Annotated in this window: 14 protein-coding genes; 6 read left to right on the forward strand and 8 right to left on the reverse strand. The window is 59.5% G+C overall.

Annotated elements, in window-relative coordinates; all coding sequences use genetic code 11:
• Nucleotides 1-7 precede the first annotated feature (7 nt).
• Complete coding sequence (locus tag FHX08_RS06765) at nucleotides 8-589, forward strand: DUF2059 domain-containing protein (protein WP_132651691.1); 582 nt, start codon at nucleotides 8-10, stop codon at nucleotides 587-589.
• 228 nt (nucleotides 590-817) lie between these two features.
• The gene (gor, locus tag FHX08_RS06770) at nucleotides 818-2,203 is read left to right on the forward strand and encodes a glutathione-disulfide reductase (protein WP_184327042.1); all 1,386 of its coding nucleotides are present in this window, start codon (nucleotides 818-820) and stop codon (nucleotides 2,201-2,203) included.
• 27 nt (nucleotides 2,204-2,230) lie between these two features.
• Here the strand turns inward: gor and FHX08_RS06775 are convergent, their stop codons facing one another.
• Nucleotides 2,231-3,574: a pilus assembly protein TadG-related protein gene (locus FHX08_RS06775; RefSeq protein ID WP_184327043.1), complete on the reverse strand. Its 1,344-nt coding sequence runs from the start codon at nucleotides 3,572-3,574 to the stop codon at nucleotides 2,231-2,233.
• A gap of 193 nt (nucleotides 3,575-3,767) precedes the next feature.
• On the opposite strand from FHX08_RS06775, the gene FHX08_RS06780 reads away from it, so the two are divergent.
• A complete protein-coding gene (locus tag FHX08_RS06780) occupies nucleotides 3,768-5,141 on the forward strand; it encodes a class II 3-deoxy-7-phosphoheptulonate synthase (RefSeq protein WP_184327367.1) in 1,374 nt (457 codons plus the stop codon).
• Nucleotides 5,142-5,282: 141 nt separating this feature from the next.
• Here the strand turns inward: FHX08_RS06780 and FHX08_RS06785 are convergent, their stop codons facing one another.
• Nucleotides 5,283-7,022 (reverse strand): pilus assembly protein TadG-related protein, encoded by a 1,740-nt coding sequence (locus FHX08_RS06785; protein WP_184327044.1) that lies wholly within the window; start codon nucleotides 7,020-7,022, stop codon nucleotides 5,283-5,285.
• Nucleotide 7,023: 1 nt separating this feature from the next.
• On the reverse strand, nucleotides 7,024-7,446 hold the full coding sequence (locus FHX08_RS06790; RefSeq protein WP_184327045.1) for a TadE/TadG family type IV pilus assembly protein: 423 nt from the start codon (nucleotides 7,444-7,446) through the stop codon (nucleotides 7,024-7,026).
• Nucleotides 7,447-7,718: 272 nt separating this feature from the next.
• On the opposite strand from FHX08_RS06790, the gene FHX08_RS06795 reads away from it, so the two are divergent.
• Nucleotides 7,719-8,114 (forward strand): GFA family protein, encoded by a 396-nt coding sequence (locus FHX08_RS06795; RefSeq protein ID WP_184327046.1) that lies wholly within the window; start codon nucleotides 7,719-7,721, stop codon nucleotides 8,112-8,114.
• A 6-nt stretch (nucleotides 8,115-8,120) separates the two neighbouring features.
• Here the strand turns inward: FHX08_RS06795 and FHX08_RS06800 are convergent, their stop codons facing one another.
• Nucleotides 8,121-8,363: a DUF6894 family protein gene (locus FHX08_RS06800; protein ID WP_132651684.1), complete on the reverse strand. Its 243-nt coding sequence runs from the start codon at nucleotides 8,361-8,363 to the stop codon at nucleotides 8,121-8,123.
• Nucleotides 8,364-8,462: 99 nt separating this feature from the next.
• On the opposite strand from FHX08_RS06800, the gene FHX08_RS06805 reads away from it, so the two are divergent.
• Nucleotides 8,463-9,182, forward strand: a complete 720-nt coding sequence (locus FHX08_RS06805) for a Crp/Fnr family transcriptional regulator (RefSeq protein WP_184327047.1) — start codon at nucleotides 8,463-8,465, stop codon at nucleotides 9,180-9,182.
• Nucleotides 9,183-9,373: 191 nt separating this feature from the next.
• Here the strand turns inward: FHX08_RS06805 and FHX08_RS06810 are convergent, their stop codons facing one another.
• The 4 genes from FHX08_RS06810 to FHX08_RS06825 form a co-directional block, all read right to left on the reverse strand.
• On the reverse strand, nucleotides 9,374-10,204 hold the full coding sequence (locus tag FHX08_RS06810; protein WP_184327048.1) for an alpha/beta fold hydrolase: 831 nt from the start codon (nucleotides 10,202-10,204) through the stop codon (nucleotides 9,374-9,376).
• Between the two features lie 291 nt (nucleotides 10,205-10,495).
• Nucleotides 10,496-11,734 carry an MFS transporter gene (locus tag FHX08_RS06815; RefSeq protein WP_184327049.1) on the reverse strand — a complete coding sequence of 413 codons (1,239 nt, stop codon included), beginning with the start codon at nucleotides 11,732-11,734 and terminating at the stop codon, nucleotides 10,496-10,498.
• Complete coding sequence (locus FHX08_RS06820) at nucleotides 11,731-12,369, reverse strand: helix-turn-helix transcriptional regulator (protein WP_184327050.1); 639 nt, start codon at nucleotides 12,367-12,369, stop codon at nucleotides 11,731-11,733. The genes FHX08_RS06815 and FHX08_RS06820 overlap by 4 nt, the downstream gene beginning before the upstream one ends.
• 110 nt (nucleotides 12,370-12,479) lie before the next feature.
• Complete coding sequence (locus FHX08_RS06825) at nucleotides 12,480-13,016, reverse strand: DUF1003 domain-containing protein (RefSeq protein ID WP_132651679.1); 537 nt, start codon at nucleotides 13,014-13,016, stop codon at nucleotides 12,480-12,482.
• Between FHX08_RS06825 and FHX08_RS06830 the strand changes: the two genes are divergently transcribed.
• A complete protein-coding gene (locus tag FHX08_RS06830) occupies nucleotides 13,015-13,161 on the forward strand; it encodes a hypothetical protein (protein WP_165911832.1) in 147 nt (48 codons plus the stop codon). The genes FHX08_RS06825 and FHX08_RS06830 overlap by 2 nt on opposite strands.
• The last annotated feature ends 30 nt before the right edge of the window (nucleotides 13,162-13,191 follow it).

Raw genomic sequence — 13,191 nt, forward strand, 5'->3', positions numbered from 1 at the left:
GAAACTCATGATGAATATTGCAGGTCTTGGCCGTCTTGCCGCTGCGACCATCGTTCTTTCCGGGCTTGCCTTCGGCTCTGCCGCAAGAGCGCAGGAAGTGTCCGAAGAGCAGCTCAAGGCTGCACGCGCAGCCATGGACGCGATCGGCGCAACCACCCAGTATGACAACATCCTGCCGGGTCTGGCCGAACGTCTGAAGGCCGGCCTGATCCAGGATTCGCCGAACTATCAGGACATCATCACCGCAACCGTCGACAAGCAGGCACTGGCCCTGGCGCCGCGCCGCGCCGACCTGGAAAAGGAAGCGGCACTTACCTATGCCAAGGCCTTTACAGTCGATGAACTGAAGGCGATCGCCGATTTCTACAATTCCGATGTTGGCAAGAAGCTGCTGCGTGACGGCCCGGTCGCCTCGCGCGAAACTGCCAAGGCTGCCGATATCTGGGCGCAGGGCATTTCCCGTGATCTGGAAAAGCAGAGCAATGCCGAGCTCTCCAAGGTCATCAAGGCTCCGCCGCCGGCAACCGACAGCCCGGTAGCGCCTGCTCCGGCAGCAGCACCGGCTGCCCCGGCACCTGCCAAGAAGTGAGACCATCCTTGATTTCGGCAAAAGCCCGGCCTCGTCCGGGCTTTTGTTTTTATGGGGCTGCCCTTATCTCTTTGTTCTGACGCAATTCCGGACGCAGAACCGCTGCACACTTCTGCTGGAATTGCTCTCTTTGCCTAACGCAATTCCGAACGCAGAACCGCTGCACACTTCTGCTGGAATTGCTCTATATGTGAACGACCCATCCAGCGATTCCCTCCGGAGATCATCATGCCTTCCTACGACTACGACCTCTTCGTCATCGGCGGCGGTTCCGGGGGGGTGCGCAGCGCGCGCGTCGCCGCTTCGCTCGGCAAGAAGGTGGCGATCGCCGAAGAATACCGCTACGGCGGCACCTGCGTGATCCGCGGCTGCGTGCCGAAGAAGCTCTTCGTTTACGCTTCACAATTCCACGAACATTTCGAGGATGCCGCCGGCTTCGGCTGGACGGTTGGCGAAAGCTCGTTCGACTGGAAGAAGCTCGTCGCCGCCAAGGATGGCGAGATCGCGCGCCTCGAAGGGCTTTACAAGAAGGGGCTTGCCGGCGCCAATGCAGAAATCCTGGAAACACGCGCCGAGCTCGTCGACGCTCATACGATCAAGCTCCTGAAGACAGGGGAAACCGTCACCGCAAAGACCATAGTCATTGCCACCGGCGGCAGGCCGAACCCGCATCAGGCACTGCCCGGCCACGAGCTCTGCATCTCCTCTAATGAGGCCTTCCATCTCGAAGAGCTGCCGAAATCCATCCTGATTGCCGGCGGCGGCTATATCGCCGTCGAATTTGCCAATATTTTCCATGGGCTCGGCGTTGAGACGACGCTGATCTATCGTGGCACCGAAATCCTCTCGCGCTTCGACGAGGACCTGCGCCGCGGGCTGCATGAAGCCATGGTTGCCAAGGGCATTCGCATCATCTGCCAGGATGTGATGGAGAAGGTAACCAAGGGCGAAAACGGCCTCGTCATCGAGACGATGAAAGGCGAGACGCTGAACGCCGGCGTCGTCATGCTGGCGCTCGGCCGCGATCCGAATACGCAGGGGCTGGGGCTCGAAAAGGCGGGGGTTGCGCTGAACGAGCGCGGCGCCATCATCGTCGACGATTACTCGCGCTCCAACGTCGAGAATATCTACGCACTCGGCGATGTCACCGATCGGGTACAGCTGACCCCGGTCGCGATCCACGAGGCCATGTGCTTCATCGAAACCGAGTACAAGAACAATCCCACAAAGCCGGATTACGATCTCATTCCGACCGCGGTCTTCTCGCAGCCGGAGATCGGCACGGTCGGCCTTTCCGAGGAAGAGGCGGGCAAGCGATACAAGGAGCTGGAAGTTTATCGCGCCCAGTTCCGGCCGCTGAAGGCGACACTGTCCGGCCGGGCGGAAAAGATGATGATGAAGCTGATTGTCGATGCGGAAAGCCGCAAGGTGGTCGGCGCTCATATCCTTGGCCACGATGCCGGCGAAATGGCGCAGATTCTCGGCATCACGCTGAAGGCCGGCTGCACCAAGGACGATTTCGATCGCACCATGGCACTGCATCCGACGGCGGCCGAAGAGCTGGTGACCATGTATGCGCCGAGCTACAGGATCAAGGACGGCGCGCGAGTATAAAGCCCGCGCCGCCGGTAGTCGGTCAGGTCAGCCGGTCAGGCGCGGCGCGCGGACGACCTTGAGGAAAAGGGCGTTCATGGCGTCGGTGATGCCGTCGGTCGGACTTACCTCGAAATAGAACCCGGGAGAGGCGCAGGCCGACATGCGGGTCGGGATCTTGGCCTGGAACGGCTTGATCCACGTATTGTACCAACTGTTGGTCGGCAGCGGCAGGTAGGTGGTGTAAAGCACGGCGATCTTGATTCCCCGGTCCTTGAGCTTTTGGCAGAAGGTGACGTCGATCGGTTCCTGGCAGCGCTGGCCCGTAACTGGTTCGGTACAGGTCGTCGCCTTGTAGCTGTCGCCGACACCGTCGGAGACGAAGAAGATGATTTTCTGCGCGTCGGCGGAACTCGTTCCCGAGCCGACGGAGGTAATCTTGTTGTTGAGCAGGGTCAGCGCGGTGTCGAAGCTCGTCTGGGTGTCGTTGTTATAGCCCTGCTGGGGGATGGTCATCAGGTCGAGGACATATTCGCTGTCGCCGGGCTGCGGGTTCAGCGTCTTTTGGGAAACCTTGTTGCCCACCTTGTCGAGATCACTCGTCAACGACACGACCTCGGTCAGTCCCGCCGTTTCCGCCGCTACGCCGAAAGTATAGACGGCCATGCGGAACTGGTTGTCCGTATCGGCCTTGGCCGTCTTGGTCAGCGCCTGTGTCGCTTGGCGCACCACGTCGATGCGCATGGTGACGTTGTTCTTCTTGGCAAGCGTATAATAGTCCTTGCCCTTGTTGGCGCCACTTTCGTGACAGGCGAAGGCGCATGAGGGGTTCGATTTGTTGTTCGCGGTGAGATTGACCATCTTGGTGACATCGGCGGGCGTGGCGCCGACGCCCATCGAAGGCGTGTTGTCGAGCAGGATGTAGAAGTCCATGAAGGAGGCGGTCTGGTATTCCGCCGTCGCGGTGCCGCTGATATCGACGCTGTCCTTGCCGAAGATACGCATGAACGACGTCGGCATCGTTGTCTTGAAGGTAACCTGCGAATGCAGTTTGTTGGCGGTCTTGGTGACGTCTATGCTGGTGTCGACGTTGAGTTCGGCAAGTTCCGGGGACATCTGTCCGAAGAAGATGTTGTGCGCCTCGGTCTGGCCGACGGCGACGGTGCCGTCCTGCAGCATACTTGTCGCGGCCGCGGCGGCGCTCGATTTCTGGGAGACGGCGCCGACCGCCGCGGCGTCGGCCGCCGCGTAAAGCTCACTGCGGAGACTCAAGGCATGGGAAAAATCGATCGCAAGGCCCGCCGCTCCGACCAGCGGCACGACCAGCAGTGCCGTCATAATGCCAAAATTGCCAGATCGGTCCGAAAGGAAAGCGGACGGAAGGATACCCATGCTGAACCCCTACATTATTAGGGTACGCTTTACATGGAAAATCTAAAACAGATGGAAAATAGCATAGTATATACCGCCTTAACGTCAGTTTCGATGCGCTACTAGGCAAGGGGGGCCGAAAGGGTTATAAGCCGCCGGACTATTAAACGGGCAGGCATCCGAGGCAAACCGGATGGGGAAGCAGATGAGTGACATGGCACAGAATTGGACCCCGAGCAGCTGGCGGAACAAGCCAATCCAGCAGGTTCCGGAATATCCTGACGCGGCCGCGCTGGCGGCGACGGAAGCCATGCTTGCCACCTATCCGCCGCTCGTTTTTGCCGGTGAAGCCCGCCGTTTGACAAGTGCACTCGCCAATGTCGCCGAAGGCAACGCCTTCCTGCTGCAGGGCGGCGACTGCGCAGAGAGCTTCCTGGAACATGGCGCCGACAATATCAGAGACTTCTTCCGCGCCTTCCTGCAGATGGCCGTCGTCCTGACCTTTGGCGCCCAGCTGCCAGTTGTGAAGGTTGGCCGTATCGCCGGTCAGTTCGCCAAGCCGCGTTCGGCGCCGATGGAAACGCAGAATGGCGTCTCCTTGCCGAGCTATCGCGGCGATATCGTCAACGGTATCGAATTCACGCCGGAAGCCCGCATCCCGAACCCGGAGCGCCAGCTTGACGCCTACCGTCAGTCGGCTGCGACGCTGAACCTGCTGCGCGCCTTCGCGATGGGCGGCTATGCCAATCTCGACAACGTGCACAAGTGGATGCTCGGCTTCGTCACGGATAGCCCGCAAGGCGAGCGCTACAGCAAGCTTGCCGACCGCATCAGCGAAACCATGGATTTCATGAAGGCGATCGGCATCACCTCCGAAAACAATCCGAGCCTGCGCGAGACCGATTTCTTCACCAGCCATGAAGCATTGCTGCTCGGCTACGAAGAGGCGCTCACCCGCGTCGATTCCACGTCCGGCGATTGGTACGCGACGTCAGGCCACATGATCTGGATCGGCGACCGCACGCGCCAGCTCGACCATGCGCATGTGGAATATTTCCGCGGCATCAAGAACCCGATCGGCCTCAAATGCGGCCCGTCGCTGCAGCCCGACAATCTGATCGAGCTCATCGACGTGCTGAATCCGGCCAACGAAGCCGGCCGCCTGACGCTGATCTGCCGGTTCGGCCATGACAAGGTGGCAGACAACCTGCCGAAGCTCATCCGCGCTGTCGAGCGCGAAGGCAAGAAGGTCGTCTGGTCCTGCGACCCGATGCACGGCAACACGATCACGCTCAACAGCTACAAGACCCGTCCCTTCGAGCGGATTCTCTCGGAAGTAGAAAGCTTCTTCCAGATCCACCGCGCCGAAGGCACGCATCCGGGCGGCATCCATATCGAAATGACCGGCAAGGACGTGACTGAGTGCACCGGCGGCGCCCGCGCTGTCACCGCCGAAGACCTGCAGGACCGCTACCACACCCATTGCGACCCGCGCCTGAACGCCGACCAGGCGCTGGAGCTTGCATTCCTGCTCGCCGAGCGCATGAAGGGCGGCCGGGACGAGAAGCGGATGGCTGCCAGCGCCTGAGGCGATGTGAGCAGCGAATAGTCAGTACTGAGTAGAGAAAAGCCCAGCCTCGCGCCTTCGTGTTGCAGCGCCGGGCGGACGATGGCTGGAAGATCGTCTTCGGTCAGGGGACACTCGCGCCCTGAGCCGACGCTGCTCCTGCTACTGCACCAGTACCGATTGCTGGCAGCGCACATCCGTGACCCGCACATCGGCTTCGCCGATCTTGATGCCGAGCAGGGTCAGGGTGTTGTAGAGCAATTCGTCGAGCGGCCCGGTGAGGCCGGTCAGCGTATCGGCGACTGCGCCCTGGATGACCGATTTCGGCAGGCCGATGCCGAGGCCTAGGATGGTGACCTGGATTTCGGTGTTGCCGAGCAGGGTGGCGACGGTCGAGGTCAGCGTGTCCTTGGTCGAGACATTCTTGATGGTCTTGGCGGCAATATCCTGCGGATGAAAGGTCAACCGGGTCTTGCTCTGATTGGTGATATTGACCTCAGCGAGCGCGGAGACGCTGAGAAGTGTGGCATCGATGATCTTGGCTCTGACAACGCGCGGCTTGCTGCCGAAATTGGCAAAGGCGCTGGTGTCGACATCACCGAGATCGACTTCGGCTACACCGGGAACGACATCGATGCCGACATCGGCATTTTGGGCAGTGGCTCCAAGGCAGGAAATGCTCGCGAGCTTGGCTTCCGCATAGGCGACCTCGACATAGAGCGGCACGCGCAGCTTGATGCCTGCAATAGAACCGATGCCGAGAGCATTCACCTCGATTGCAAGCCGCACCTGGGCCGTGCGGACGACGGCACCCGTCGTCCCGACCCTGTTGGAGGCCATTTCCTTCGGAGGTTCGCCGATCGCTAGCGTGAGTTTCGCGGCGGCAAGACCGGGGACGGCGGTATTCAGATTGACGGCGACCTGCTTCTTCTGGTTGGCGGCGATAGCGGCGGCCGAGAGTATATCCATCACGCTGGCATCGACGGAAAGATGCGAGCCGCTGCCGATCATCCTTTCGCCCGCGGACCCGAGGTTCAAAAGATCTTCGAGCTTCAGCTTGACCTGCGTGGTGCCGAGTGCCTTCTCGATCGCATCGAGCGCCTTCGTTGTCGTAGATGTCAGGCCGGTGGTCTTCTTCAGCGTTGTGAGCAGGCGAGGGTAGGAGATCTCCGTCGCCAGTACATCGTCATAACTGCCGGCGGTGAGATTGAGATCGGTCGCCAGAGTATCGAGGAAGGAGAGCAACTCGACATTGGCAGCCGCCAGTGCGGTGTAATCGGCGACCTTGAGGGAAAGTGTGGTTCCGAGCAGGCTTCCGAGCAACGCATTCAGCACACCGTCATTGAGGCTCGCGAGCCGCGAGCCGATGGAAAAGGCGGCGAGCTTCGCGGCGGAGGCCGTGCCCGTGGCGCTCAGGGTCGGCGCAGGGGCAAATACAGCGGCAAATGTCAGCTCGGCCTTCTGGCTAAGGTTCACTCTCGCTGCATCGTAAGGTTGTGCACCGGGCGAGAAACGGCTGCTGAGCGCCATGGACGTATCGGCAACATAGGTACCGGGCACCAGGTTTGCGATCGCATCGAACGTTTCGAGATCGGCCTCCGAAAGCTGCCTTTCTCCCTGTTTCGTTTCATAGCCACTTGCGGTTTTGACCGCGACGTTCAAGCCATTCTGGCTGAAATTGGTCACTAGGTTCTTAGCCGCATGGTTGATGTCGGAGGCAGCGACGATAGCGCCGACATCGCTCAATTCCTGCAGGCGGCGCTGCTGCAGCGTCATCATGCCGTAGTCGATGCCGAGGCCGAGCGTATAGAGTATGAGCGGCGCGCAAAGGGCAGAGATGATCGCGATATTGCCGCCCGTATCGGCTGCGAAGCGGGCTGGCCAGGCACGAAATGTCGACATGTCAGATGCCCCCCATCCGGATCGTCGCGAAACGGCGGATCATGTGGCCGGGCAGGGGAAATGTGTAGAGATTCCAAATCGGAAGGTTCGAGGCGTCATAAGTCGCGGAGACAGTGAACTGGTTGGCATTGGCCGGATCGGTGGTAACGCTGACCTGCAGCTTCGAGCGGTCGAGCAGCGGGTGGTCGATCGTCGATCGGGAAATGAAGTCGTTGACGAGCTGCGTGCGCTCCTGGCTGGTAAGACCCGCGACAGCCGTGCGCGCGGCATCCGCAGTCAACTGCTGAACGGAATGGGCCGCGCTGAGATAGATACCATAGGCGATCATCGTCAGCATGATAAGGATGAAGACGGGTGCGATGATCGCAAACTCGATGGCGGCGGCGCCCGCATTATTAGCGTGAAAATTGCGATACAGCTTCATATTTCACCTCGCTTGCTGCCGAGCCCTGTTCCCGATCAGTTGCAACGACTGTAAATCAGAATTTATTAATTTTGATTTATCTAATAAACGTAATGGCTGTATTTTAATGAGCGATACCATCCGGGCGCCGCCATAAGCCTTAATGAGCGAGCCTGCAGCTGAGGATCTCTGCTTTTCCACCGGATCAGTTTTCCTGAAACCTTAGATCAGCGTTTTGGATTTGACCCACGATTGCGCCGACGCCACTCTCCCGAATGGTTTCGGAGATGGCAATGAGTGAACGTTATACGGGTGGGTGCCTGTGCAGCGCGGTGCGGTTCGAAGCGAGGGAAAAGCCCGATGTCGTGGTTGGCTGTCATTGCTCGCAGTGCCGGCGGCAGACCGGGCTTTATTATGCCTCGGCCGACGTGCCGGCTTCGGCTGTCTCCGTCACCGGTGAGGAAAACCTGCGCTGGTTTCAGTCGAGCGATGCGGCAAGGCGCGGTTTCTGCTTACAATGCGGCTCGGCGCTCTTCTGGCAGCGGATCGGCGGGCGGAAAATTTCTATCATGGCCGGCGCCTTTGATCAGCCGAGCGGGCTTACGTTCGGCTATCATATCTTCTGTGCCGACAAGGCAGATTTCTACGGGATTCCCCCAGGCGTACCACAATATGTAAGGCGCCCTTAGCGCCCATTATCGTACGTCGATCCACTCATGGCGGAAGAAGAGGGTCGATACCGAGAGCACCTTTCCGTCCTCGTCTCGCACCTTGACCGAAATTGTCGCCCGATCCGTTGTCGGCAGTTCGTCGCTTGCGAGCCCCACCAATATCTTGGTGACCTCATGTACAATGTCGCTGCGTGTGCCGATTTCGATACCATGTTCGTCTCGCAGAGGTCCGTCGCCATTGCGCAGGTCAAAGTAATACCGGCTCATTGAAAGCTCCTCATTTCTGCTGGAGCTAAAGCCTCGCATTGAAAAATGTTCCTTTCGACTAAGTTTTCATTGGAGCACGAACAGATCCAACGGACTCCCATGATTGAGGCACTTTTGCTGAATCTTCGAAGCCGCGATGTTCTCTCTGCGGCGGAATGTACCCGCTTGCGCGAGATGATCGTCAATGGCCGCACCTTCGTGCCGGGTGAAGACATCGTCGTCGAGGGTTCGCGTCCAAGCTACAGTACGTTGATGATCGAAGGGCTGTCCGCCCGGTATAAGAGCTTGAGCGATGGCTCAAGGCAGATTACGGCACTGCAGGTTGCAGGCGACTTCGTTGATCTGCACGCCTTTCTACTGAAAAAACTCGACCATGGCATCGTCGCCTTGTCGCCTTGCCGGGTCGCATTCGCAGATCACGCCGACTTGAGGAATATTTCCGACACGATGACACATCTGGCGCGGTTGTTGTGGCTGACGACGATCATCGATGCCGCCATCAATCGCGAGTGGATCTCGTCGATGGGGAGGCGATCAAAACGGGCTCACATCGCTCACCTCATTTGCGAATTGTACCTTCGCCTGCGGACGGTGGAGCAGGTTGACGACTGGTCTTTTCGACTGCCATTGACCCAAGCGGAACTCGCCGATGTAATGGGAATTTCGCTTGTCCACGTCAACAAGACGCTCCAGACGTTGCGACGCGAAAACGTCTTCACCTGGGAAAACAGGACACTGAGAATCATTGATTGGACTCGGCTGCAGGAAATTGCCGAATTCGACGACTCATATCTGTCGTTGAGAGTGGAACCGCGATAAGAAACGTCTGCCGCAATTGCGTTGTCTCTTCACCGCCGACGGCCGGCCTTTTTTCCGTCATGCTCGGGATCTTAAACTCTATCCGTGACGACTCCTTGACACGACTGGATGACGTTGCGTCAGCGTAGGCCGTTTATAACAAACGATGACGCGCCAAGAGGCGCGCCTCGCATTGCGTTTCAAGGAAAAATTCAGCCCTGGATGAAGGCCAGCAGATCCGGATTTATGATTTCCGGATGCGTGGTGCACATGCCGTGCGGCAGGCCGGCATAGGTCTTCAGCGTGCCGTTCTTGAGCAGCTTGGCAGAAAGCGGCGCGGAGTCGGCATACGGAACGATCTGGTCGTCGTCGCCATGCATGACGAGAACCGGCACGGTGATCTTGGTAAGATCGTCGGTAAAGTCGGTTTCGGAGAAGGCCTTGATGCAATCGTAATGGGCCTTGGCGCCGCCCATCATGCCCTGACGCCACCAGTTTTCGATGACACCCTGGCTGACCTTGGCGCCCGGACGGTTGAAGCCGTAGAAGGGGCCGGTCGGAACATCCAGGAAGAACTGGGCGCGGTTGGCAACGAGCGCTGCACGGAAACCGTCGAAGACTTCGAGTGGCAGGCCGCCTGGATTCTTGTCGGATTTGACCATGACGGGCGGTACAGCGCCGATGATCACAGCCTTGGCGACGCGGCCTTCCTTGGCGCGGGCAACATAGTGGACGACTTCGCCGCCGCCGGTCGAATGGCCGACATGGATAGCATTCTTGAGGTCGAGCGCATCCGTCAGGGCGGCAACGTCGGCAGCATAGGTGTCCATCTCGTTGCCTTCGAAGGTCTGAGTGGAGCGGCCGTGACCGCGGCGATCATGAGCGATGACGCGGAAACCCTTGCCGAGGAAGAACATCATCTGGTTGTCCCAATCGTCGGCGCTGAGCGGCCAGCCGTGATGGAAGACGATCGGCTGGGCGTCCTTCGGACCCCAATCCTTGTAGAAGATTTCAGTTCCGTCCGTGGTCTTGATGAAAGGCATGGTCTGACTCCGATTTTTTGAAGTTACTGGATTGGTTGCGGCAAGCGTGGCTTTCGGCAGGGCGAGAGCTGATGGCTCAGGCCCGTCTGCGGAAGGACGTTCTGCCGTGTAGTATCCGTCGTCAATGCAATGCTGTGTTCATTCATAAGTGTGGCATCGTCACCTCGGTGTGGCATCTCCGCGCCTCTTCGACGAGAACAAGCTCACTCACTTCTGGCAGCGATACGAATTAACCCTCGTAAATTGATGCAAAGCAAAAATGACGGCAATGCGCCATTAGACGTAATAGGCTCACAAAGACAGTATGTTATCCGCAAACTTTTTCTTTTCGAAGCCACGGAAGCTGCCGTGTGCGAGCGGCGCGAGCGTGGCTGCGAAATAGGCCAGGCCCATCACGAGCAGTGCCGCGGAAAGCCCGCAGGCCTTGATCAGCAGGCCGCCGACCAGCCCGCCAAAAGGCAGCAATGCCCAGCAGAATGCGGCATTCAGCGAGGTAACGCGGCCGATCAGCGGCTTTGGCGTACGCTCGAAGAGCACGGCCGAGAGAATGGGATTGAGGAATCCCGAGGCAAAGCCGCCGATGGCGAGCGTGACAAAGATGAGGGCGAGCGGCGAATCGAGCGCAAAGACGAGGAAGCGCGGGAGGCCGGTCAAAAGGAAAGCCACCGTGTAGACGGCAAGGCGCGGCAGCCGTTCGCCGATCATGGTAGCAATGACCGCGCCGACAATCGAGGCGCCGGAGAAGATCGCAAAGAGTGTTCCGAGCAGGACGGGGCCATGGCCGGAGCCCTGTATCCAGACGGGCAGGAGTACGGTGGCAAGCGCCTGATCGAACAGATTGGTTGTCGCCACCATCAGGGTCATTGCGACCAGGACCGCATCCCGGCGCAGGAAAAGCCAGCCCTCCGCGAGTTCCCGTCCATAGGCGGTGATACCAGCAGCTTCAGCTTTTGGAGCGTGCCGCAACCTCGGAATGCCGGCTGCAACGATCACGGCGGCAGCGGCGAAGGTGAGGGCGTTGACGGCAAGTGCCTGGCTGGGGCCGATCAGGGCGATCAAAGCACCGGCGCCGGCCGCACCCGCCGTCGATGCCAGGCGCTCGATGGCGCCGACGACGCCGGTCACGCGTTCCAGCGGCACGGAGGCAAGCTCGGCGATATCAGGCACCATGGATTGTTTGGCGGCATCGGACGGACCACGCAACAGGCCCATGACAAAGACGATCGGCAGCAGGATCGGCATGGTCAGCATGCCGATGAGATGGAGCACAGGCACAAGGCCGACTGTCATCACTGAGGCACTGTCGCAGATGAGGGCGATGCGCTTCGGGCCGAGGCGATCGATCAAGGGGCCGCCGAGCGCCTTTGCGACGACATAGGGCAGCATTTCCATCATGGCGACGAGGCCGGTCAGCATCGGGCTGCCGGTCGTGCTCAACACGAGCCAGGGGACCGCGATGCCCGACAGCCGCGTGCCCGAAATGGACAGGGTTTCCGCAATCGCGAGCGCGACAAAGGGGCGGCGGCTCATGGCTCGTTCTCGTCCTCGTCATGCGGCAGGCGGCCCGGATAAGGGAAGGCGTGCAGCATGATCGTGAAGGGCACCTTCGCGGGCGGCAGGGGTTCGCCCAGTGGCGGGGCCTCGCTCATTGCTTCGAGCAGGATATCGTTCAACCGCTTCGTGAGGGCCTCTGCCTTTTCAGAGGTCAATGGAATGATGATGTCGCTTGCGGTGCTCGCCTTGCGCCATTCGAGTGGCAGCTCCGCATATTCTTCCGCGGCCTTCTGCATCTGGCTGACCTGCTGCGAGAGGATTGCCTGCGCAAAGGCAACGTCCATATCAAAAGCCTCGCCTTTGGTTTCCGCGGGGCGAACCGAAGTCAGCTCGTGGCATGCCCTCCACCGGCGGTCGCGGCGCGATGGTCCGGGCGCATCCTCGATGAAGCCGTATTGGGCGAGCTGGCGCAGGTGATAGCTGGTCGCGCCGCTATTGAGGCCGAGGCGCGTTGCAAGCTGCGTTGCCGTGGCCGGCCCATCGACGCGGAGCATGCCGAGCATTCGCAAGCGGACGGGATGGGCGAGCGCCTTTAAGGCGGTGACATCAGGGACAACCTGGCTAACGCTACGGGATGTCGGTGACGCAGGTGGCGGAACGGGTGTTTTCATGGCGGCAGTCTAATACCGCAAACAAATCTTTGCAAAGTTTTCTTTGCAAAAATAAAAACATGAATTTCCTCGGCAATTTTAGATGTTTAATTCTTTCCGTTTCAACGGCCTCAGGCCTGCCCGCGCTCCGCAAGGACGGCATTCAGCCGGGAAACATCCTCGCGCAGAGCGGTCAGTTCCGTCAGCACTCGCATATCGATCTTCTGGTGCAGAGACAGCACTTCCAGCTCGGCCTTCAGGTTCACCTCATAATCCTTGGCGGCCTCGAAACGATCGCGCTCGGCCTGCCGGTTCTGCGACATCATGATGATCGGCGCCTGGATGGCGGCGAGCATGGAGAGGATGAGGTTCAGGAAAACGAAGGGATAGGGGTCGAAGGCGCGGGTCATCAGGAGCACGGTGTTGACGATCGTCCAGAAGATCAGAAAGGCGAGAAATGCGATGATGAAGGACCAGGAGCCGCCGACGCGGGCGATGCTGTCGGCCAGCCGCTCGCCGAAGGAGGCTTCGGCGGAAAAGGCGGCATTGACGTCGGTGGAGATGATCTTGCGCTCATGTGCCTTGGCGAGCACTCGCTTTTCTATATCACCCAGCTCGTCTGCCGGCTTGCCGAAATGCAGATGAACGAAATTCGGAAAATTAGACATGGCACTGTCCCATAAATGGATCGCTGTGGCGCGCAGTATTTCGCCGCAGCGGCAAATTGCAATGCATATTGCCATCGCGCAAGGTAAACACAGAGGTAGCAGTGCCGTTCATCAAAAATTCGTCGCTGCCGGCTACGGCTTTTGAAGCGGCTTATTGCGGTGCACGAAGGGGCGG

The organism is Rhizobium sp. BK529, from assembly GCF_014194105.1.
Lineage (GTDB): Bacteria > Pseudomonadota > Alphaproteobacteria > Rhizobiales > Rhizobiaceae > Rhizobium.